Origin of the sequence: Nocardia sp. NPDC046763, from assembly GCF_040645495.1 — a bacterium.
Lineage (GTDB): Bacteria > Actinomycetota > Actinomycetes > Mycobacteriales > Mycobacteriaceae > Nocardia.
The window spans coordinates 1-21,197 of record NZ_JBEYYI010000042.1 but is presented as its reverse complement, the minus strand read 5'-3'; the positions used below and the strand labels follow the sequence as shown (position 1 = coordinate 21,197).

The window sequence follows — 21,197 nt, the reverse complement described above, 5'->3', positions numbered from 1 at the left end:
CCGCGGGCTGCGGTCAGCGGGGTTCGGGAGCAGCGACCAGGTCTCGGATGAGCAGGGCGGTGTGGAGGGAGGTGCGGGTCTCGCCGTTGTCGAGATCGACGTCGAGGATGCGTTCGATGCGGGACAGGCGGTCGTAGAGGGTGGGCCGGCTGATATTGAGGCGTTTGGCGAGTTCGGTCTTGTTGCCTGCCAGGTCGAGAAATTGACGCAGGGTGCGGGCGAGGTCGGTGGCATTGCGGATGTCGTGCCGGAGCAGGGCGCTCAGCTCGGTCTCGGCGAAGCGCTGGACGCCCGGCTCGTCGCGGATAAGGGACAGTAGGCCGCGCAGGCGGACGTCGCCGCTGCGATAGAACGGGCGCGGGACCGAAGGGTCCAGGGAGAGAGCGACTTCGGCGACGTGTGCGGCCTGGGCCAGCTCGCGCGCGGTGTCGAGGAGGGAGTCCGATTCGCCGCCGGCGCCGATGACCGCGCGCTCCACACCCGCCACGCGGCGGATCTCCGCGAGCATGGCCGAGCAGATCGCGGTGAGCGCGTTGTCCAGGTCGCCGCTCCGGGAGACGCCCAGCACGATGGTGACCCGATTGCCGTGGTCGGGTGCCGCCAGCGCGGTGGCCTTGGCCAGCGCAACCCCGTGCAGCGCCGCGTCCAGCAGTGCGGCCGTACGGCGTTGCTGCGCCACCGGATCCGTTTCGGCCGCCGCCGCGACATCCACCGCGAGCGGGACATAGCGGGCGCGGCGGGCCAGCCCGAGCGCCGCCGCCAGCGCCACGGCGTCGCGCTCGTCGGTGAGGCGGCCGTTGACCATATCGTCGATGAGCCCGGTCTGGGCCTGCCGGTGCAGGCCGAAACGGTCGCGCTCGATCATCCGGTGCAGGGTCAGTGTCTGCGCCGCGCGTTCGAGCACCGTGCGCGCGCGGGCCGTGGGCACCCGGCTGGAGCGCAGGATGAGCCGGCCCCAGCGCTGCGTATGCGGGCCCACCGGAACCACATTCGGGTCGGTGTCGGGCAGCAGCCGGGAGGTGGTCTCCCAGTGCTCGAGCAGGGCCGAGGTGCCGGTGTGGCGCGCGGTCAGGGCCAGCACGCGATGCGCCAGGTCCTCGAGCACGACCGAGGCGTCCAGCATCCCGGCAGCCGTCTTCACGATTTCGGCCAAGGACGCCCGCCGGACACTCAGCGCCGTGAACGTCTCGTGCACCGTGCGCGCGAATTCCAGCTCGGCGTACTGGTCGGCCACGATCACCCGGTGCACGGCCTCGGTGACCTCCACGAACCGCACCACCCGGTGCAGCGCCACGATCGGCAACCCCACCCGGTCGGCGGTCTCGGCCACCACCGGCGACAATTCCCGCACGTAGGTGCCCAATTCGATGACCAGCCCGGACACCCCGGCCACGGCCAGCGATTCCAGATAGGCCACGGTGGCCGCGTCGCTACCGGCCAGGGCCTGTCCGGTGGTGAGAATCAATTCCCGTCCCACCAGTAGTTTCGCCACGTCCGGCAGTTCGCTCACATGCACCCACCGCACCGGCCGATCCAGCGGACCGCCGCCCACGACCCGCGGCTGCCCGGCCCGCACGACCGGCATGGCCAGCACATCAGCAACGGAGAGGAGCACCGACGAATCGTAATACGAAGTTGGAAAATGGATACACAACGTCGGGAATCAACCGGCGGGTAATGGCGCAGAGTAGGGACGGACACTCACGGAATCGAGGAGATATGCAGACCATCGCACACTGGCTCGACGGCAAGTCCTTCACCGGTTCCAGCACGGCGACCGCACCGGTCACCAATCCCGCGACCGGCGTGGTGACCGGACAGGTCGCCCTGGCCTCCGCGGCCGACGTCCGCACCGTGATCGAATCCGCCGTGGCCGCGTTCCCCGCCTGGCGCGACGCCTCCCTGGCCAAGCGCACCCAGGTGCTGTTCCGCTTCCGCGAACTGCTCAACGAGCGCAAGGAGGAGCTGGCCGCCCTCATCACCAGCGAGCACGGCAAGGTGCTCGCCGACGCGCTGGGCGAGGTCACCCGCGGCCTCGAGGTCGTCGAATTCGCCTGCGGCATACCGCATCTGCTCAAGGGCGGCTACACCGAGAACGCCTCCACCAAGGTCGACATCTTCTCCGTGCGGCAAGCCCTGGGCCCGGTGGCCATCATCTCGCCGTTCAACTTCCCGGCCATGGTGCCCATGTGGTTCTTCCCCGTCGCCATCGCGGCCGGCAACACCGTGGTGCTCAAGCCGAGCGAGAAGGATCCCTCGCCCTCGCTGTGGCTGGCCGAGCTGTGGCGCGAGGCCGGGCTGCCCGACGGGGTGTTCAATGTGGTCCAGGGCGACAAGGTGGCGGTGGACGAACTGCTGGCGAACCCCGCCATCAAGGCGGTGTCGTTCGTCGGCTCGACCCCGATCGCCAAGTACGTCTACGAGCACGGCACCGCCGCCGGCAAGCGCGTGCAGGCTCTCGGCGGCGCCAAGAACCACATGGTGGTGCTGCCCGACGCGGATCTGGACCTGGCCGCCGACGCCGCCGTGAACGCGGGCTTCGGCTCGGCCGGTGAACGCTGCATGGCCATCAGCGCGCTGGTGGCGGTCGGCGATATCGCCGACGACCTGGTGGCGCGGATCACCGAGCGCGCCAAGACCATTCGCACCGGCGACGGCACCCGCGGCACCGATATGGGCCCGCTGGTGACCGAGGCGCACCGCGACAAGGTGGCCGCCTACATCGCGGCGGGCGAATCCTCGGGCGCCACCGTGGTTCTCGACGGCCGCGCGGTGGCCGCCGACGGCGCGGCCGACGGATTCTGGCTGGGTCCCACCATTCTCGACCACGTCACCACCGATATGAGCGTCTACACCGACGAGATCTTCGGCCCGGTGCTGTCGGTGGTCCGCATGGACAGCTACGACGAGGCGCTGGCCCTGATCAACGCCAACCCCTACGGCAACGGCACCGCCCTGTTCACCAATGACGGGGGCGCGGCCCGGCGCTTCCACAACGAGGTCGAGGTCGGCATGGTCGGCATCAATGTCCCCATTCCGGTCCCCATGGCCTACTACAGTTTCGGAGGCTGGAAGAACTCCCTCTTCGGCGATTCGCATGCGCACGGCACCGACGGCGTGCACTTCTTCACCCGCACCAAGGCCGTCACCACCCGCTGGCTCGACCCCAGCCACGGCGGCCTGAACCTCGGCTTCCCCCAGAACCACTGAACGGAGTCCGCGATGACCCTGCCCAATGGGCTGACCCCGGAGGCGGCCCGCGAAAAGGCGGCCCGCGCCTACGAATTGGACCGCAAGCACGTCTTCCACTCCTGGTCCGCGCAGAAGTCGCTGGATCCCATGGTGATCACCGCCGCCCAGGGCTGCTACGTGTGGGACGGCGACGGCAACCGGCTGCTCGACTTCTCCTCGCAGATGGTGAACACCAATATCGGACACCAGCATCCGAAAGTGGTGGCCGCCATCCAGGAGCAGGCGGCCACCCTGTGCACCATCGGCCCGGCGTACGTGAACGACGCCCGCTCGGAGGCAGCGCGGCTCATTGCCGAACGCACTCCCGGTGAGCTGAACCGGATCTTCTTCACCAATGGCGGCGCGGACGCGGTCGAGCACGCGGTGCGTATGGCCCGGCTGCACACCGGGCGGTACAAGGTGCTCGCGCGCTATCGCTCGTATCACGGCGGCACCGAGACCGCGGTCAATCTGACCGGCGACCCGCGGCGCTGGCCGAACGACCACGGCAATGCGGGAGTCGTGCACTTCTTCGGACCGTTCCTGTACCGCTCGCAATTCCACGCCACGACCGAGGCCGAGGAGACCGAACGGGCGTTGCAGCACCTCGAGCAGACCATCGCGTTCGAGGGGCCGAGCACCATCGCGGCCGTCATCCTGGAATCGGTGCCGGGCACGGCCGGAATCATGGTGCCGCCCCCGGGATACCTGGCCGGCGTGCGCGAACTGTGCGACAAGTACGGCATCGTGTTCATCGCCGACGAGGTGATGGCGGGCTTCGGCCGCACCGGAGAATGGTTCGCCATCGACCATTTCGACGTGGCGCCGGACCTGCTCACCTTCGCCAAGGGCGTCAACTCCGGCTATGTGCCGCTGGGTGGCGTTGCCATCGCACCGCACATCGCGGCCACCTTCGACGACCGCGCCTATCCGGGCGGGCTCACCTACTCCGGGCATCCGCTGGCCACGGCCGCGGCCGTCGCGACCATCACCGCCATGCGCGAGGAGGGCATCGTCGAGAACGCCGCCGACATGGGCGAGCGCGTCATCGGCCCGGGCCTTCGGGAACTGGCCGAGCGGCACCCGAGCGTCGGCGAGGTCCGCGGACTTGGCGTGTTCTGGGCGGTGGAACTGGTCCGCGACCGCGCCACCCGCGAACCCCTGGCGCCCTACGGCGGCACCAGCCCGGCCATGAACCAGACCGTCGCCGCCGCCCGGGCCGCCGGACTGCTGCTGTTCGTGAACTTCAACCGCCTGCACGTGGTCCCGCCCTGCACCATCAGCGAGGCCGAGGCCAAGGAGGGACTCGCCATCCTCGACCAGGCGCTCACGGTGGCCGACGCCCATACCGTGTGACACGGAGACAGTGACTTTCGAGAATGTGAGGAGCGCGGTGAGCCAGGAACAACTGCAATTCATCGGCGGCGCACGACGATCCGGGTCGGGCGCGCCGCTGTCGATCATCGCGCCGGCCACGGGCGCGGACATCGCCTCGGGCGCCGGCGCGAACGCGGCCGACGTGGAGTCGGCGGTGACCGCGGCCCGGGCGGCCTTCCCCGGCTGGGCCGGGCTCACCCCGGGCGCACGGTCGGATCTCATGCACGAATGGGCGCGAATCCTGCGCGCTCGGGCCGGGGACCTCGCGACGATCGAAAGTGTCAACGCGGGCAAGCCGATTCGCCTCGCCACGGAATTCGACGTGCCCGGCACCATCGACAACACGGCCTTCTTCGCCGGAGCCGCCCGGCGCCTGGAGGGCAAGGCGGCGGCCGAATACTCCGGCGACCACACCTCGTCGATCCGGCGGGAACCCCTCGGCGTCATCGGATCCATCGCGCCGTGGAACTATCCGCTGCAAATGGCGGCCTGGAAGATCCTGCCCGCCGTCGCCGCCGGAAACACGGTGGTGCTCAAGCCTTCCGAGCTGACCCCGCTGTCCTCGCTGCTGTTCGCGGAGGCCGCTACCGACGCGGGCGTGCCGCCGGGCGTGATCAATGTGCTCACCGGCACCGGCGCCGAGGCGGGACAACCGCTGGTGGAGCATCCGGCCGTGGCCATGGTGTCGTTCACCGGCTCCACCGGGGTCGGCAAACGGGTGGCCGCCACCGCCGCCGGTGCGGTCAAGCGGGTTCATCTCGAACTCGGCGGCAAGGCCCCCTTCGTCGTCTTCGACGACGCCGACCCCGAAGCCGCGGCGCGGGGCGCGGTCGCGGGCGCACTCATCAATACCGGCCAGGATTGCACGGCCGCCACCCGCGCCTATGTGCAACGACCGCTGTTCGAGGAATTCGTCGGCCGCGTCGCCGATCTCATGGACCGGGTGGTGCTCGGTCCGGTCGAGAACCCGGAAACCGATATGGGACCGCTCATTTCGCGCGCACACCGAGACAAAGTGCTGGGCATGGTGGAACGCGCCCGTGAATCCGGCGCGAAAATCGTGCGCGGCGGCCGGATTCCGGAACACACCCCCGCGGCCGGTTCCTACTTCGAGCCGACCCTGATCACCGGCGCGGCCCAGGACTCCGAGATCGTGCAGCACGAGATCTTCGGCCCGGTGCTGGTCGTGCTGCCCTTCGACACCGACGACGAGGCCATCGCCCTGGCCAATGACACCGTCTACGGGCTGGCCGCCTCCGCCTGGTCCCGCGATGTGTTCCGCACCCAGCGGGCGAGCCGGGAAATTCAGGCCGGCTGCGTGTGGATCAACGACCATATTCCGATCATCAGCGAAATGCCGCACGGCGGGTACAAGTCCTCCGGATTCGGAAAGGACATGTCCGCCTACGCATTCGAGGAATATACGAATATCAAGCACGTCATGTCGGATATCACCGGCGCGGCGCACAAGCCCTGGCACGACGTCATCTTCCGGGCCGGGTAAACGGCGACGATATCGGGCGGGCGGGCTCCGATCGGGCCCGCCCGCGAATTTCTGGGCTATCCTCATGACACAGGAGGAGGCGGAAATGGACCGGCCGACGTCGCCGACGCAGGTATTGCGGTCCACCGTGCGTATGCCCCGCCGCTCCGAGGATCGCGCCGCCACCAGCTGACTCTCTCGAAAGCCGCCGACTGGTCCCCCCACGGGTGACCATCGGCGGCTTCCGCGTACCCCGAGCTCGCAGGCGCGAACGTTCGCCGTATCGGCACGAGAGAGAAGGAGTTGATCGGCCATGTCGGCCAAAGGAAGCAAACTGTGGGCGTCGGCACTCATCGATGCAGCGCCGACGCCGTTCTGGACCGACCGGCCCGAGCGGCCGACCCCCACCGACCCCCTCATCACCGCCACCACCGCGGATCTGGCCGTCATCGGCGGCGGCTACAGCGGACTCTGGACCGCGCTGCTGGCCAAGGAACGCGATCCCGGCACCGATGTGGTGCTGCTGGAGTCCGGTCTCTGCGGACACGCGGCCTCGGGCCGCAACGGCGGATTCTGCTCCGCCAGCCTGACCCACGGCCTGGTCAATGGCATGGAACGCTTCCCCGACGAGATCGGCGAGCTCGAACGCCTCGGCCGCTCCAACCTGGACGACATCGAGAAGGCCATCCTCCGGTACGGCATCGACTGCGATTTCGAACGCACCGGCGAAATGGAGGTCGCCACCGCGCCCCACGAGGTCGAATGGCTACAGGAGAGCCACGATGCCGCCGAGTCCCTCGGCTACCGCACCGAACTGCTCGACGCCGGCCAGGTGCAGGGCATGGTGCACTCCCCCACCTACCTCGGCGGCTGGTGGGACCGCGACAGCGTCGCCATGCTCGATCCGGCCCGGCTGGCCTGGGGCCTACGGCGCGCCTGCCTGGATTCCGGTGTGCGCATCTTCGAAGGCACTCCGGTGCAACGTCTTTCGAAATCCCACGGCGGCACGCTGACCCTGCACACCCCGCACGGTGAAGTCCGCGCGCCCCGGGTCGCCTTGTGCACCAGCGCTTTCGCGGGCCCGGTGCCCAAGGTGTCACGCCATGTGGTGCCGGTCTACGACTACGCGCTCATGACCGAGCCGCTCACCGCCGAACAGCTCGACAGCATCGGCTGGGGCACCCGCATGGGCTTGGGCGACGCCTCCTACCGCTTCCACTACTACCGCCTGACCAGCGACAACCGCATCCTCTTCGGCGGCTACGACGCCATCTACCACTTCGGCAATCGCATCGCCCCCGCCCTGGAATACAACGAGGCCACCTTCGAAACCCTCGCCCAACACTTCTTCCAGACCTTCCCGCAGCTCGACGGCCTGCGCTTCACCCACCGCTGGGGCGGGGTCATCGACACCTGCGGCCGGTTCTGCGCCTTCTTCGGCTCCGCCTACAAGGGCCGGCTCGTCTACGCCGCCGGCTACACCGGGCTCGGTGTGGGCGCGACCCGCTTCGGTGCGGAGGTCATGCTCGACCAGCTGTGGGGCCGTGACACCGAGCGCACCCGCCTGCGCATGGTCCGCTCCCGGCCCCTGCCGCTGCCGCCGGAACCGTTGCGCTCCGCGGGAATTCACCTCACCCGCTGGTCCCTGGCCCGCGCCGACGCGCACCAGGGCCGGCGCAATCTGTGGCTGAAAACCCTCGACTACACCGGCCTGGGCTTCGACAGCTGACCGGCCGGGATCAGCTGGGCCGGCGCAGGATCAGCGCGGTGATCTCGCTCGGCGCGAACAGACGCAATTGCGGCCCCCAGAACCCGGTGCCCCGGCTCGTGTAGAGCTGGGTGCGCTCGCCATGGCGGCTGAGCCCGGCCACCACGGGCTGATCCAGGCGGACCAGGTACCGGAAGGGCCAGATCTGCCCGCCATGGGTGTGGCCCGAAATCTGCAGGGCCACACCGGCCGACACCGCATCGGTGACCTGTTTGGGCTGATGGGCCAGCAGGACCACCGGCAGTGCCGGATCGGCACCGGCGAGCGCCGCGGTGATATCGGGCCCGTGGCCGGGCAGGCTGCGACCGGTGGGGTCGTCGATGCCCGCCAGCACGAGGCTGTCGCCGTCGCGGGTGATGACCTCGTGCTGGTTGCGCAGCGGCTGCCAGCCCAGGCCGGACATGTGGTCGATCCAGCCCGGTGCGTCGCCGAAGTATTCGTGATTGCCGGTGATGTAGAAACGGCCGTACTCGGCCTCGACCTTGCCCAGCGGGTCGACCTGCGCCCTGCGCTTGTCCACCGAGCCGTCGGCGAGATCGCCCGCGTGGCAGGCGATATCGGGACGCAGCGCGTTGACCTCCTCGACCACCCGCTCCGACCAGCGCAACCGATCGGTCGCGGCGTAATGGGTGTCGGTGACGACCACCAGCCGGAAGCCGTCCAAACCCGCACCGAGACCGGGGATCTCGACCTCGACCGTACGCACGCGCGGTACCCGGCGCGCCTCGTAGATCGCCCAGGCGGACAGCACGACCGACACCGCCAGCACCCCGACGGCCACCACCCGCGAGCGCACCGGATCATCCACCCCCGCGACAGCGAGCGCACCGCGGACGGCGGCGCCGATCACCGACCAGGTGAACACCACCCACATGACACCCAGCATGGTGTCGCCCACCAGCGACGCCGCGTCGGACTGCCGCGGGCCGTGCCCGAGCAGCATGCCCGCGGGCAGGGCCAGATAGCCGAGCAGGAACACCGCCGACCCGAGCCAGAACCACGTCCCGGACATCGTCGTATAGACCAGCAGCCACCAGGGGAGGACGAACAGGAGTGCGGGAATGGCGAGGAACAGAACCGCGCGCGGAACGTACTTCACGGGAGATCATCCTTGTCGGACCGAGAACCGCCGGACCCGGCGACCGATCCCAACATACCCGCGCGCTCGCGGCCGCCGGTCGGGCGTTCGCCCGACCGGCCGCGATGAGGAAGGATGATCTCGTGATCGACCAGTACTCCGGCCGGGGAGCTCCGATCCTCGACGACATCTCCAAGCGGATCATCGCCCAGCTCCAAGAGGACGGGCGGCGCGCGTATGCCACCATCGGCAAGGCCGTCGGTCTCTCGGAGGCCGCCGTCCGCCAGCGCGTGCAGAAGCTGGCCGATGCCGGGGTGATCCAGATCGTGGCGGTCACCGATCCCCTGCAGGTGGGGTTGTTCCGGCAGGCCATGATCGCCATCACCGTCGATGGGCCGGTGCAGCAGGTGGCCGACGCCTTGGCGGCCATCGAGGAAATCAACTATGTCGTGGTGTGCGCCGGCCGCTACGACATTCTCTGCGAGGCCGTGTGCCCGGACGACGAAGCCCTGCTCGACCTGGTGTCCAACCGCATCCGCGGACTGGCCGGGGTCCGGCACGCCGAGATCATGGTGTACCTCAAGCTGCGCAAGCAGACCTACAAGTACGGCACCCGCTGATCGGGTCGCGAACCCTCACTCGGCCCCGGGTTCGCGCGCCTGCTCCACGGTGAGCGTGGCGAGTTCGGCCGCGAGGTTGGCGCGGGCCGCGGACTCGTAGCGGGCCCGGGCGGTAGGCGTGCGGAAGAGGGCGGGCTGCCCGGCGAGCGCCGCCAGCACGGCCGCCCGGCCCGAGCGGAAGAGCGGGTCGGGGACGTGGGCGTACTCGGCGCGGACGGCTGCGGTGTACGCGGCGTAGGCGGCCGTGTCTGCCGCGAGGATCGCCAGATCGGCATCGCAGAGCACCGCGCCATTGCGGTCCGACGGGTCGGGGTGGTGGCCGCCGGTCAGCCGGACCAGCCGTGCGGCCTCCGCCACCGTGCCCGCGCCGACTCCCAGTGCGGGCAGGGCGGTTTCGGCCAGGCGGGCGCTGGCCTCCTCGTTGTCGGTGCCGTCGACGGCGTAGACCGCGTCGTGGAAGAAGGCGGCATAGCGCACCGCGTCCAGATCTTCGGCGTCGGCGGCCAGATCGTCGATGACCGCCAGCATGGCGGCCAGGTGCTCGACGGTGTGATAGCGGCGGTGCGGCTCACGGTAGCGGCGGACCAGGTCCTCCCCCACCACGCGCGCCTGCGGCCCCGCCAATTTCGTCCAGCGGTCCAGCAGATCCGCGTCCAGACTCATCCCCATCCGGGCAGTGTGCCGAATCTTCGGCCCGGAGAAAACCCCTCCGGCAGCGTGGTTTTCACCACTGGCACATACGGTCAAGCGTTCCCGAGCGTGAGGTAGCGCTGAATGGTGGGTCCGATGTCGGCCACGACCTGCTCCGAGCTCAGCGCCACCACCGGCGGCAGCCGTAAGACGTAGCGGCACAGGGCGAGTCCCAGGATCTGGGTGGCGATCAGGCCCGCGCGATGCGGCGCGTCGGCCGGATCGCCGAAACGCAGCACGGCTGGCATGAGCTGCTGGGCGAAGATGCGCTGGGTACGTTCCACCACGGCCTCGTCGGTCAGCGACGAACGGATGAGGGTGAGCAGGATCTCGCTGGTCGGCGGCTGCTCCCACAGCTCCAGGAAGCGCTCGGCCAACAGGGCGCCCAGCGAATCCGGCGCGGCCGCACCGAGATCCGGCAGCTCCAGGTCGACATCCAGTGCGGCGTCGAACAATCCGTCCTTGTTGCCGTAGTAGCGCATCACCATCGACGGGTCGATCCCGGCGTCGGCCGCGATCGCCCGGATGGTCGCCTTCCGGTAGCCGTCCTCGGCGAAGCGGCGGCGCGCTGCCTCCAGAATTGCCGCGCGGGTCGCATCCGACCGCCGCGGACCCGTCTCCACAGTCATGCCCACAAGTGTAGGCCAACAACTGTTGACTACCAAGTGCCGGGTTACAGTGTGCCATGTCCATGCAGCCCAAGCGCTGGACGCCGCCCAAGGCGACGGCCCGCGCCCACGAAAACCACAGCGCGCCACCCATGCCGCCCGTGCGGCGGCTCGAGGTGCCCGGAGACGGGCCGGAAGATGTGGTGATCGCCCCCGACGGCAGAGTTCTCGCCGGACTCGCGGACGGGACCCTCGTCGCGGTCGAGTCGGCCGACGGCGCGGTCGAGCGCATCGGGCACACCGGCGGACGGCCGTTGGGACTGCACGCCAATGCCGATGGCTCACTGCTGATCTGCGACGCCGAGCGCGGACTCCTCCGTCTCGACAAGCCGGGCGGACAGATCGAGGTGCTGGTGTCGGAGGTCGACGGGGTGCCGTTGAACTTCGCCAGCAATGTGGTAGCCGACGGCGACACCATCTATTTCTCCGAATCCACCCGGCACTGGAAACTCGGCGAGTACATGGGCGACATGCTCGAGCACTCCGAGACCGGGCGGCTGCTGCGGCGCAATCCCGACGGCAGCGTCGAAACCCTGGTCGACGGGCTGAAATTCGCCAACGGCATCGTGCTGGCCCCGGACCGCTCGTGTGTGCTGGTCGCGGAGACCGGCGGCTACAGCATCACCCGCTACTGGCTGACCGGGCCGAAAGCGGGCACCCACGACTACTTCGCCGAGAACCTGCCCGCCTTCCCCGACAATATGGGCCTCGGCAGCGACGGGCTGGCCTGGGTGGCGCTGGTGTCGCCGCGAAATCCGCTGCTGGACACGCTACTTCCGCTTCCCGGCGTGCTGCGGCGCCTGGTGTGGGCGATTCCCGAAGCGCTGCAACCGAAACCGGCGCGCACGGTGTGGGTGCAGGCCTTCGACTTCGACGGGAATCTCGTCCACGACCTGCAGCGCGAGGGCACCGACTACGCCATGGTCACCGGGGTGGCGGAGCAGGACGGCACGATCTATCTGGGCAGCCTCTCGGAACCGGCGATCGCCGTGACCCGGGTGCCCTGACTCCGCCGAGCTGTGTCCTAGCTCTTCTGAGCCTCGTCCTGCGCGTGCTGCGCCTGGGCCAGCTGCGGCGGCGTGTACCGCAACGTCAGCGCCAGCAGGCCCATGATCGCGGTGCCGATGGCGCACACCAGCAGGACGAGGGTGTACCCGCTGCCGAGCGCGTCGATCTGATGCTGCGACATCTCGCTCACCTTGCCCGTCGCGCTCTTGTCCAGCGACAGCGTGCGCGACAGGGCGACCGGGCTCAGAATGCCGACCGCGAACGGTGTGCCCATGTTCATGAACATCTGCCCCACCGCGGACAACGGGCCGATATGGGCCATGTCGACGCCGACCAGGACACACAGCGGCAGGATCACGATCGCGGTGCCGACACAGAAGCCGACGACCGACATCATGACCAGCAGCGTCGGGAAGTAGTCGGCCGAACTGTCCAGCGTGGAACCGAAATACAGCGCACCGGCAAGCACGAGGGCCGCCGCCAGCAGCAGCCAGCGCGCTCGGACGTACATGCACGCCTTGGACGCCACCGCGGTGCCCACACCCGCGCCGAGGGTGAACGGGATGCTGGCCAGACCAGCCTGCAAGGGGCTGTAGCGCAACACGTTCTGCAGGAACTGCGCCACGAAGAAGGTGGTCGCGCCGAGCACGCCGGAGGTCAGGAAGATGGCCACGAAGGTGATCACACGGTCGCGGCTGTAGAACAGCGACCACGGCAGCAGCGGGTTCTCCACATCGCGCTCGGCGAAGACGAACACGATCAGCAGGATCAGGCCGCCGATCACCGCGCCCAGGATGACCGGGCTGCCCCAGCCCATTTCGGGTCCCTCGGTCGCGCCGAAGACGATCGACACACAGGCCAGCGTGCCCAGGATCGCGCCGCGCACATCCATGGACATGCGCCGGTGGGCGGTGTCGCGCAGCTGGAAGATCGCGCCCCACACGATGAGCAGGCCGATCGGCACATTGATCCAGAAGATCCAGCGCCAGTCGACCTGGGTGAGCGCGCCGCCGATGACCAGACCGCCGACCGAGCCGATACCGACCATGGATCCGAAGATGGCGACCGCCTGATTGCGGGCCGGGCCGGGCGCGTAGGTGCTCGCCACCAGTGCGAAGGCGGTCGGCGCGGCAATGGCCGCGCCGGTGCCCTGCAGGGCGCGGGCCGCGATCAGCCAGGCCTCGTTCTGCGCGGTGCCGCACAGCGCCGAGGCGAGGGTGAACAGTGCGACGCCGAGAATCAGCATCCGCTTGCGGCCGAACGAGTCGCCGAGTCGCCCACCCAAGAGCATGAGGCCCGCGAACGGAAGGCCATAGGCCGTGACCGTCCACGCACTGCCCGCGCTGGAGAGGCCGAGCTGTTCTTGAAGTCGCGGGAGCGCCAGGATCATGACGGTGCCGTCCAGCACGACCATCAGCTGAAGCCCGCTGAGGACGAGAATCGCGAGCCCGAACGCCCGCTTGGTCACCGGATACTGCATCGTCGCAGCGGGGTTATCGAGCACCCGCCCACTGTAATGGATGCGCTATCCGGCGAACCGAACTCATCACGCGACGTCAGGAGTTGTCCTGGTCCGGCGCCCCCGCCGTGAAGCCCGCGGTCGGGCCGATGACGATGATCGCGGGTGGGCGAATGCCCTCGGCTCGCACCCGCTCGGCGACGGTGGCCAGATCGGCGCGCAGAATGCGCTGGGTGCGCAGGCTGCCCTCCTGGATGACCGTGACCGGGGTGTCGGCGGCACGGCCACCCGAGATCAGCGCATCGGCGAACTTCTCGATCCGCTCCACCGCCATCAGCAGCACGATGGTGCCGCGCAGCCGGGCCAGCGCGGGCCAGTCGACCAGCGAATCCGGGTGGTCGGGGGCGACATGGCCACTGACGACCACGAACTCGTGCGTGACACCGCGGTGGGTGACCGGGATACCGGCCAGGGCCGGCACCGAGATCGCGCTGGTGACACCGGGAACCACGGTCACCGGGATACCGGCGTCGACGCAGGCTTCGAGTTCCTCGTAGCCACGCCCGAAGACATAGTTGTCGCCGCCCTTGAGCCGCACCACGAACTTGCCCGCCTTCGCGCCCTCGATGAGCGCGGCATTGATGGCCTCCTGCGCCATGGCCCGGCCGTAGGGAATCTTGGCCGCGTCGATGACCTCCACCTCCGGCCCGAGCTCGGCCAGCAGCTCCGGCGGCGCAAGCCGGTCGGCGACAACGAGATTCGCGCGGGCCAGCAGGCGGCGGCCGCGCACCGTGATGAGATCCGGATCGCCGGGGCCGCCGCCGACCAGCGCCACGCCCGGGGTCACGGGGGCCGAATCATCGGTCACCACACCGGATTGCAGGGCTTCCAGCAGCGCGTTGCGCACCGCGGCCGAGCGACGGTGCTGACCGCCGGCCAGCACGCCCAGCGTCATGCCGTCGTAGCGCGCGGTGGCCGGGGTGACCGCGGTGCCCAGCCGCGCGGTGTCGGCGCGGACACAGAACACGCGGCGGCGGGTGGCCTCCGCGACCACGGCCGCATTGGTCTCGGGCTCGTCGGTGCAGGCCATGGCGTACCAGGCGCCGTCGAGATCGCCGTCGGCGTAGGCGCGCAACTCCAGGGTCAGCTGTCCCGAAGTGGCCATGCCCTCGACCGCGGGCGTGGCCTCGCGGCTGATCACGTGCACATCCGCGCCGGAGGCGATGAGCAGCCCGAGCCGCCGCTGCGCCACCGTGCCACCACCGACCACGACCACGCGGCGACCGTTCAGATCGAGGCCGACCAGGTAGTTCGGATCACCGGTGTCGACCCGGGACTCGGGAACCGGCTGGTCATCGGGGGTGGCTACGGGGTTCTGCACAAGGATTCAGCGTACGGCGTGAGCGGCGGCGCACGACAATCGCCCGGCATCCGGGTGGCAATCGATACAGAGTTCACAACGGTCGCGGCCATCGTGTGCCGTTAACACGCCGGTCATTTCTATGCTGAATAGCTATGACACGTGCCACGGTGCTTGTTCGCTGTTGCCTGCTCGCCGCACTGGTGGTGCTCGGTGTTCCCCTCGGCATCGGTCACGCGGACCCACCGGTGGAGGCCGTCTATGCGCAGCCGGGGCCCTGGGCCGTGACCGAACAGCACGCCTTCACCTGCTGCGATTCGACCGGTGCGGCCTACGATATCTGGTATCCGACCGAGCTGGGGGCCAACGGGTTCCGGCATCCGATCATCACCTGGGGCGACGGGACCAACGCGCATCCGCGCCAATACGAGTATCTGCTGCGGCATTTCGCGTCCTGGGGGTTCGTGGTGATCGCCACCGAGAACTCGGCCACCGGGTCGGGGATCGACATCGCGGGGGCGGTCGACCGGCTGCTGTCCCTGGCCACGGACCCGGGCAGCGTCTTCCACGACCGGCTCGACCCGGATGCGATCGGCGCGGTGGGGCATTCGCAGGGAGCGACCGGCGCCCTCAACGCCATGATGCATTCGGGCGGCCGGATCAAGACCGCGGTGCCGATCGAGCTGCCCATCCAGTTGTCGTGCCTCCTGGCCTCGTGCCCCGATACCCACGGACTGGCCGGCGGTTCGGTGTTCTTCGTGAACGGTTCGGCCGACACCGTCATCTCACCGTCCGAGCAGACCTTGCCGCCGACGGCCGTCGGCCTGCAATCACTGCGAGCCTTCTACGACGCGGTGCCCGCCGGTATCACGAAGGCGTGGGGCACTCTCGTCGGCCCGAATCACAATGATGTTCAGGGCCAACCGGATTGCGCCGACGCCTCCTGGCCGTGCACCTCCGGCGTCTCCGGCTACCTCGGCTATCCGACGGCCTGGCTGGCCGCCCGCCTGCTGGGCCGCGCGGACGCCCAGCAGGCCTTCGTCGCCGGGACCGGCGAGTTCCTCGCGCCGAATCCCGTCTGGGCCAATCAGATCAGCGATATCACTCGCCCATGACCTTGCCGAAGTTCGCATATTCCTGGATCAGGTGCAGTCCGCGGCTCCGACGCAGCGGCATGCGATCGAGATCGACCTGGTCGAGGGTGATGGTGACCGGGTGGCCGTCCAGCTGACCGGTGAGGACCAGGCGATCCGGCGCCGGTTGTGCGTAGGTGAGGTCGGCGACATCGGTGGTCTCCTTCGCGGAGTGCAGCACCAATCGGTGTGCGCCGCTGTCGATCTGCGCGCCGAACGGCATCAGCTCGTCGTCCGTGCGCTGGACGACCGCCAGCTCGGGCCGGTCGAAAACCAGTCGCCGCCAGCGGGTCTGGTCGGTCAGCAGCGGCGGGACCGGCTGGCCGTCGCGGTCGAAGCCGGTGACGGTCCAGATGCCGTACAGCTCGGATCTCGGGCTGCCGGAGCCGTATTCGTTCCAACCGCGTACCCCGTTCCAGAGATCGCCCGCCGAGAACCAGACGGCCAGCAGCACCTGTGCGACCGCCGCGATGCGCACCGCCCGGCGTGTGCGGAACGGCTGCGGCGTGGCCGCGGGACCGGCTGCCCGGCCGGTCAGCAGCGCGGTGAGCCGCGGCAGTTCGGGCACCAGCAGGACCAGGCACAGCAGCATCAGATGGAACGAGAGCAGCTTCACCGGCACATCGAAGGTCATGTTCAGCACCCACACCTGCGCCATGCTGACCAGGCTGAGCAGCACCCCCGCCAGCTGGGTGCGCGGCAGCAACAGCAGCAGACCGCCGAGCACCTCCGCGGTCCCCAGCAGGCTCTCGTACACCGGCGACACGCCGACCTGGCTCCACAGCACGCCCATGGGAGCGAAGTCGCCGAACGGCGTCAGCAGGGTGGTGAGCGCCGGCTGCGGCATCTGGTTCGGAATCGCCTTGGCGAAGCCGTATCCCAGCATCTGACCGGCCAGACAGAGCCGGATGAAGAGCAGGAACCACGCGGACAGCCGGTGGTACTCGACGCGACGGCGGTCCAGCACGGTCCACAGCACGGTCCCGGCCACCGCAACCACGAGGATGCAGAACACCAGGACCCAGAAGACGGCCTGGTCGCCGCTACCCGAGTCGTGCAGGTCGACATCGGCCCCGAAGACGGTGCGGCCCACCCACTTCACCACCGGCAGCGGCGCCTCCATCCAGTGGCGCATCCAGTTCGCCGGCAGCCAGTGATCGATCGGCCCCAGGAAAGCGAACAGCGGTTGCGGATACAGGACGCAGAACAGTCCGAAGTAGAGGAATCCGAAGCGGAAGAGAATGCGTCCGATCGGATTCCATGACCGTCCCGGTTCGGTGTCCTGCCCTCCCCGATCGGTCGTGGTGTCGATTGTCTGCACGCTCATGCCCCATCCCTCGCTTCCATTCGGAAGGTTCGACGGTAGGCGGTCCGGCGGCCCGCACGCTTCCGGAATCACCCTGAGCCGACCCGGAATATGCCTGATAGGAACTACTTCTCGAGGAGTACGTGTCAGCACGACCGCGACGTGGCGACCAAGCCGCATCCCGGTCACCGGTACTGGCGAAACGGGTCTCGCCGATCCCCTACCGGAGCTATTTAGAACGCGTTACATTTCACCCAACGTGCCGACCGGGCTTACCACAGCGGCGACCCGGCCGCATCCGGTAGCCCGCAGACATACTCGCCACACCCGCGCAGGGAGGACCCCATGACTTCGGCCCACGCCGATCCCAACCAGCGGATGGAACTCACCGTCTCCGACCAGAACCTCGACGAGCTCGCGACCGAACTCGCGCAGTGGCTCGGGACCAAGGTCGAGGCCGACGAGCCGCCGCAGGTCACCTCGATCACCCGGCCGCAGGCCGGCGGCATGTCCAGCACCACGCTGCTCTTCGACGCCGAGTGGACCGAGCAGGGGCAGGCGGCCGGCGGGTCCTTCGTGGCGCGGCTCGCGCCCGATCAGAACTCCTTCCCGGTGTTCGAGAACTACGACCTGGCAACGCAGTTCGCGGTCATGGCCGGGGTCGCCGAGGCCACCGACCTGCCGGTGCCGCCGCTGTGCTGGCTGGAAACCGGTTCCGACAATGTGCTCGGCGCACCGTTCTTCGTCATGCGACGCGTGAACGGCCGTGTGCCCGAGGATAATCCGCCGTACGTGTTCATCGGCTGGCTGCACGAGGCCACGCCGGAGCAGCGCTACCAGGTGACCCGCCGGACCATCGAGATCATCGCCGAGGTGCACTCGATTCCCGATCCGGCCCAGCGGTTCCCGATGCTGGCGGGCGAGGGCTCGGCGCTGCGGCGGCACTTCGAGTCCCAGCGGGCGTGGTACGACTGGGCGCTCGCGCGCGACGGCTTCCGCATCCCGCTGCTGGAGCGCACCTTCGACTGGCTCGAGGAGAACTTCCCCACCGATACCGGACCGGACGTGCTGAGCTGGGGCGACGCCCGGCCGGGCAATGTCATGTTCGACGAGTTCGATCCGGTCGCGGTCCTGGACTGGGAGATGGCCGCCATCGGCCCGCGGGAACTCGACGTGGCCTGGACGATTCTCATCCACCGGTTCTTCCAGGACATCGCCACGCGGTTCGATCAGCCGGGCCTGGCCGACTACATGCGGCGCGCGGATGTGGAGAAGCTCTACGAGGAGGCCAGCGGGCACGCCGTGCGCGACTTGGACTGGTACCTCATGTACGCCGCGCTACGGCACGGCATCGTGATGGCTCGTATCCGGCGGCGGATGATCCACTTCGGCGAGGCGGCCGACAACGACGATCGCGACGACTACGTGATGCACCGGCATCTGCTGGAAGCCATGCTCGACGGCACCTACTCGTGGGATTGAGAGATGACGCAGAATCAGATCAACGCGCTCGACGAATATCCGATCCACCAGACCCCGCTGTCCATGTCGCGGGTCGGGACCAGTGATCGAAACTTCTACGACCGCAACTACTTCAACGCGCTCGACACCGGCAGTGACACCTTCCTGGTCACCGGTTTCGGCGTGTACCCGAACCTGGGCGTGACCGACGCGTTCGCGACCGTACGCCGCGGCGACACGCAGCGAGCCGTGCGGTTCTCCGACGCCCTGGCCGAGCGCAGCCTCGAGCCCGAGGTCGGCGGCTACCGGATCGAGATTGCCGAACCGCTGCAGAAGATCCGCGTGCTCTGCGAACACGAGGACCTGTCCTTCGACCTGACCTGGGAGGGTTCCTTCCCAGCCATGGCCGAACAGCCGCACACCATCCTCACCGGCGTGCACCGGCCCATCATCGACGCGCAGCGCTTCGCGCAGGTCGGAACCTGGTCGGGCACACTGCATGTCGACGGCACCGATATCAGCGTGGACCCGTCCGCCTGGTGCGGCACCCGCGACCGCTCCTGGGGGATCCGTCCGGTCGGCGAATCCGATCACCCCGGCCGGTTGGCGTCCGAACCGTCCGAAGGCTTCTGGTGGCTGTACGTGCCGCTGCTGTTCGACGAGTTCTCCATCATCGTCATCGTGCAGGAGGAGCCCAACGGCTTCCGCACGCTCAATGACGCCACCCGGATCTGGAAGGACGGGCGAGTCGAGCAACTGGGCTGGCCCCGTGTGCATCTGACGTACAAGTCCGGCACGCGCATCCCGACGCGGGTGCGCCTGGATCTCACCACACCCGACGGCAAGCCGCTCGAGGTCGAGGTCGAGGCCGGAACCTTCATGGCCCTCAATGTCGGTTGCGGCTACGGCGGCGACCCCGATTGGCAGCACGGCCAATGGAAGGGTCGCGACTGGTCCGAGAGCAAGCTCTACGACCTGACCGACCCGGCCATCGCCGGGCGCATTCCGTTCGGCGTCATCGACCACGTCGGCAAGGCGCGCTGCGGCGATGCCGAGGGCTGGGGACTGTTCGAGCACGGCACCATGGGTCGCCACGATCCGACCGGATTCGCCGATTGGGGTTCTGTCGCACCCTGATCGCGCACAGCCGCAGCCCTCGCCGGTATCCAACCACCCGGCGGGGGCTGCGGCGTGTGGGTCTCAGCCGCGGGAACGGCTGCCCGACGTGCCACGAACCCGCGAACAAGCCGGGGCCGGGCCGCAGGCCATATCTCCTCAGCCCGATTCTCTTCCCCGACGACGGATCTCCCTGAGGCCGTTGAGGGGCCGGTCAGGTGGTGGGCCACCAGTAATTGACGACCATGTAGATGCTGAGTGCCAAGCCTGCGACGAAGATCAGGGCACCGATCGCGATTCCCCAGGTGGGACGCCAGCCATGGCGTAGGGCCATGCGACCGAGCTGCCAGGAGACGGCTCCACCGGCTGCCCAGGTGTACAGAGGGAACGTGCCCAAACCCAGGATGATCTGAGGTGGGCACGGGTGCCGCCAGCCGCAGAACTCTGGGATGCCGTCCAGGTCTCTGATGATGAGGAAGGACAGGAAGGCTGTGGCACAGAAGCCGACGGTGCCCCAGAAACGCCACCACATCAGGAAGCTGCGCCAGCCGTCGGGTACCAGGGTGGGATAGGCCACAAGGCAAAAGATAAAGAACAAAACGCAAAAGACAAAAGACCAAAGGACAAAGGACGCAGAGAAGGGAGGGGGCCGGGCTCACGTCCGCGCCTGCGCCTACCAGCCCGCTCACCTTCGAAGCCGCATGTGGGGTTACTGCAGGAGGAGGTATTCCTTCAGATCACGGGGTTGGGGTCGCCACATGATGGTTGTCGACGGCGTGGTGGCGGCGGCAGTGGCGGTGGCAGGAATGCCGGTGCGGGCGTTCGGGGATCGGAGATGCTCGGTGAGCTGGCGGTGCCCGGGGATGGTTGCTGGCGGTCACGCTGCGCACGCCAGCCCGACATGAACGGTCCGGGAATCACGCCGCCCGTGAACCCCACCTCCGGCAACTGGAATCGATCGCAGCCGCGACCCACTGCCCCACGTGATGTCTGTCGTTCACGCGCGGAATACCGGTGGGGTCGAGACGTTTCGGGGCAACCCACCCTGCACGCCCCCGATAGGGGGAATCCTTGTCCATGACAACGGTTTTCCAGCCCTCGGCGGTGTCGTTCACGAGTGCGTGGCAGCGATCGCACACCAAGGTCAGGTTGCTCAGATCGGTGGGGCCGCCTTTGGCCCAGTCGGTGATGTGGTGCACCGCGCATATACTCGCCGGTGCGTCGCAGCCCGGGCGGGTGCAGCCCTTGTCGCGGGCGATCAACGCCAACCGCTGAGCCGGGGTCGCCAGCCGCTGGCAGCGACCCAGAAACAGCGGCAACCCGTCCGCGTCGAGGACCGCCAGGACCGGGCGGGTGCCCTCGGCCAGCTTCAACGCCTCGCTGATGCTCACGTGGCCACCCGAAGCGGTCGTCGCGACCCCGGCCCCACGCTCGAGATC

At 68.7% G+C, this 21,197-nt stretch carries 18 protein-coding genes; 9 read left to right on the top strand and 9 right to left on the bottom strand.

Annotated elements, in window-relative coordinates:
* Positions 1-13: 13 nt before the first annotated feature.
* Positions 14-1,615 carry a PucR family transcriptional regulator gene (locus ABZ909_RS40225; RefSeq protein ID WP_357011080.1) on the bottom strand — a complete coding sequence of 534 codons (1,602 nt, stop codon included), beginning with the start codon at positions 1,613-1,615 and terminating at the stop codon, positions 14-16.
* A gap of 104 nt (positions 1,616-1,719) precedes the next feature.
* Between ABZ909_RS40225 and ABZ909_RS40220 the strand changes: the two genes are divergently transcribed.
* The 4 genes from ABZ909_RS40220 to ABZ909_RS40205 all read left to right on the top strand — a co-directional run bounded on the left by ABZ909_RS40220 (position 1,720) and on the right by ABZ909_RS40205 (position 7,820).
* Positions 1,720-3,210: a CoA-acylating methylmalonate-semialdehyde dehydrogenase gene (locus ABZ909_RS40220; protein ID WP_357011078.1), complete on the top strand. Its 1,491-nt coding sequence runs from the start codon at positions 1,720-1,722 to the stop codon at positions 3,208-3,210.
* Positions 3,211-3,222: 12 nt separating this feature from the next.
* A complete protein-coding gene (locus ABZ909_RS40215) occupies positions 3,223-4,587 on the top strand; it encodes an aspartate aminotransferase family protein (RefSeq protein ID WP_357011076.1) in 1,365 nt (454 codons plus the stop codon).
* A 52-nt stretch (positions 4,588-4,639) separates the two neighbouring features.
* Complete coding sequence (locus ABZ909_RS40210; protein ID WP_357011143.1) at positions 4,640-6,112, top strand: gamma-aminobutyraldehyde dehydrogenase; 1,473 nt, start codon at positions 4,640-4,642, stop codon at positions 6,110-6,112.
* Between the two features lie 292 nt (positions 6,113-6,404).
* Positions 6,405-7,820: an FAD-dependent oxidoreductase gene (locus ABZ909_RS40205; protein WP_357011074.1), complete on the top strand. Its 1,416-nt coding sequence runs from the start codon at positions 6,405-6,407 to the stop codon at positions 7,818-7,820.
* Positions 7,821-7,830: 10 nt separating this feature from the next.
* Here the strand turns inward: ABZ909_RS40205 and ABZ909_RS40200 are convergent, their stop codons facing one another.
* Positions 7,831-8,958: a metallophosphoesterase gene (locus ABZ909_RS40200; RefSeq protein ID WP_357011072.1), complete on the bottom strand. Its 1,128-nt coding sequence runs from the start codon at positions 8,956-8,958 to the stop codon at positions 7,831-7,833.
* A gap of 122 nt (positions 8,959-9,080) precedes the next feature.
* On the opposite strand from ABZ909_RS40200, the gene ABZ909_RS40195 reads away from it, so the two are divergent.
* Positions 9,081-9,557, top strand: a complete 477-nt coding sequence (locus tag ABZ909_RS40195; protein WP_357011070.1) for an Lrp/AsnC family transcriptional regulator — start codon at positions 9,081-9,083, stop codon at positions 9,555-9,557.
* A 15-nt stretch (positions 9,558-9,572) separates the two neighbouring features.
* Here ABZ909_RS40195 and ABZ909_RS40190 read toward each other — a convergent pair whose 3' ends face one another.
* Together ABZ909_RS40190 and ABZ909_RS40185 are read right to left on the bottom strand one after the other, a co-directional pair.
* Positions 9,573-10,226 carry a metal-dependent phosphohydrolase gene (locus ABZ909_RS40190; protein ID WP_357011068.1) on the bottom strand — a complete coding sequence of 218 codons (654 nt, stop codon included), beginning with the start codon at positions 10,224-10,226 and terminating at the stop codon, positions 9,573-9,575.
* A 74-nt stretch (positions 10,227-10,300) separates the two neighbouring features.
* Positions 10,301-10,876 carry a TetR family transcriptional regulator gene (locus ABZ909_RS40185; protein WP_357011066.1) on the bottom strand — a complete coding sequence of 192 codons (576 nt, stop codon included), beginning with the start codon at positions 10,874-10,876 and terminating at the stop codon, positions 10,301-10,303.
* A 56-nt stretch (positions 10,877-10,932) separates the two neighbouring features.
* On the opposite strand from ABZ909_RS40185, the gene ABZ909_RS40180 reads away from it, so the two are divergent.
* Entirely contained in the window at positions 10,933-11,922 is a 990-nt protein-coding gene (locus tag ABZ909_RS40180) for an SMP-30/gluconolactonase/LRE family protein (protein WP_357011064.1), read from the top strand.
* 17 nt (positions 11,923-11,939) lie between these two features.
* Here ABZ909_RS40180 and ABZ909_RS40175 read toward each other — a convergent pair whose 3' ends face one another.
* Both ABZ909_RS40175 and cobA read right to left on the bottom strand, forming a co-directional pair.
* Positions 11,940-13,403, bottom strand: coding sequence for an MFS transporter (locus tag ABZ909_RS40175; protein ID WP_357011141.1), 1,464 nt, complete (start codon positions 13,401-13,403; stop codon positions 11,940-11,942).
* 76 nt (positions 13,404-13,479) lie between these two features.
* Entirely contained in the window at positions 13,480-14,688 is a 1,209-nt protein-coding gene (cobA, locus tag ABZ909_RS40170; protein WP_357011139.1) for a uroporphyrinogen-III C-methyltransferase, read from the bottom strand.
* 209 nt (positions 14,689-14,897) lie between these two features.
* On the opposite strand from cobA, the gene ABZ909_RS40165 reads away from it, so the two are divergent.
* Positions 14,898-15,857, top strand: a complete 960-nt coding sequence (locus ABZ909_RS40165; RefSeq protein WP_357011062.1) for a hypothetical protein — start codon at positions 14,898-14,900, stop codon at positions 15,855-15,857.
* Here the strand turns inward: ABZ909_RS40165 and ABZ909_RS40160 are convergent.
* On the bottom strand, positions 15,844-17,202 hold the full coding sequence (locus tag ABZ909_RS40160) for a DoxX family protein (RefSeq protein ID WP_357011060.1): 1,359 nt from the start codon (positions 17,200-17,202) through the stop codon (positions 15,844-15,846). The two genes, ABZ909_RS40165 and ABZ909_RS40160, sit on opposite strands and share 14 nt — an antisense overlap.
* Positions 17,203-17,526: 324 nt before the next feature.
* On the opposite strand from ABZ909_RS40160, the gene ABZ909_RS40155 reads away from it, so the two are divergent.
* Together ABZ909_RS40155 and ABZ909_RS40150 are read left to right on the top strand one after the other, a co-directional pair.
* A complete protein-coding gene (locus ABZ909_RS40155) occupies positions 17,527-18,663 on the top strand; it encodes a phosphotransferase family protein (protein ID WP_357011058.1) in 1,137 nt (378 codons plus the stop codon).
* Positions 18,664-18,666: 3 nt separating this feature from the next.
* The gene (locus tag ABZ909_RS40150) at positions 18,667-19,779 is read left to right on the top strand and encodes a hypothetical protein (RefSeq protein WP_357011056.1); all 1,113 of its coding nucleotides are present in this window, start codon (positions 18,667-18,669) and stop codon (positions 19,777-19,779) included.
* Positions 19,780-19,972: 193 nt separating this feature from the next.
* Here ABZ909_RS40150 and ABZ909_RS40145 read toward each other — a convergent pair whose 3' ends face one another.
* Together ABZ909_RS40145 and ABZ909_RS40140 are read right to left on the bottom strand one after the other, a co-directional pair.
* Positions 19,973-20,335 (bottom strand): hypothetical protein, encoded by a 363-nt coding sequence (locus tag ABZ909_RS40145; RefSeq protein WP_357011054.1) that lies wholly within the window; start codon positions 20,333-20,335, stop codon positions 19,973-19,975.
* Between the two features lie 340 nt (positions 20,336-20,675).
* Positions 20,676-21,197: HNH endonuclease signature motif containing protein (locus ABZ909_RS40140; RefSeq protein WP_357011052.1), on the bottom strand; the 522-nt coding region annotated here is incomplete at its 5' end.

What these genes read in the sequence shown, in the direction of transcription:
- ABZ909_RS40220 (WP_357011078.1), top strand. Translation starts at nt 1,720, where the DNA reads ATGCAGACCATCGCACACTGGCTCGACGGCAAGTCCTTCACCGGTTCC.
- ABZ909_RS40215 (WP_357011076.1), top strand. Translation starts at nt 3,223, where the DNA reads ATGACCCTGCCCAATGGGCTGACCCCGGAGGCGGCCCGCGAAAAGGCG.
- ABZ909_RS40205 (WP_357011074.1), top strand. Translation starts at nt 6,405, where the DNA reads ATGTCGGCCAAAGGAAGCAAACTGTGGGCGTCGGCACTCATCGATGCA.
- ABZ909_RS40190 (WP_357011068.1), bottom strand. Translation starts at nt 10,226, where the DNA reads ATGGGGATGAGTCTGGACGCGGATCTGCTGGACCGCTGGACGAAATTG.
- ABZ909_RS40185 (WP_357011066.1), bottom strand. Translation starts at nt 10,876, where the DNA reads ATGACTGTGGAGACGGGTCCGCGGCGGTCGGATGCGACCCGCGCGGCA.
- ABZ909_RS40180 (WP_357011064.1), top strand. Translation starts at nt 10,933, where the DNA reads ATGTCCATGCAGCCCAAGCGCTGGACGCCGCCCAAGGCGACGGCCCGC.
- ABZ909_RS40175 (WP_357011141.1), bottom strand. Translation starts at nt 13,403, where the DNA reads ATGCAGTATCCGGTGACCAAGCGGGCGTTCGGGCTCGCGATTCTCGTC.
- ABZ909_RS40165 (WP_357011062.1), top strand. Translation starts at nt 14,898, where the DNA reads ATGACACGTGCCACGGTGCTTGTTCGCTGTTGCCTGCTCGCCGCACTG.
- ABZ909_RS40160 (WP_357011060.1), bottom strand. Translation starts at nt 17,202, where the DNA reads ATGAGCGTGCAGACAATCGACACCACGACCGATCGGGGAGGGCAGGAC.
- ABZ909_RS40155 (WP_357011058.1), top strand. Translation starts at nt 17,527, where the DNA reads ATGACTTCGGCCCACGCCGATCCCAACCAGCGGATGGAACTCACCGTC.
- ABZ909_RS40150 (WP_357011056.1), top strand. Translation starts at nt 18,667, where the DNA reads ATGACGCAGAATCAGATCAACGCGCTCGACGAATATCCGATCCACCAG.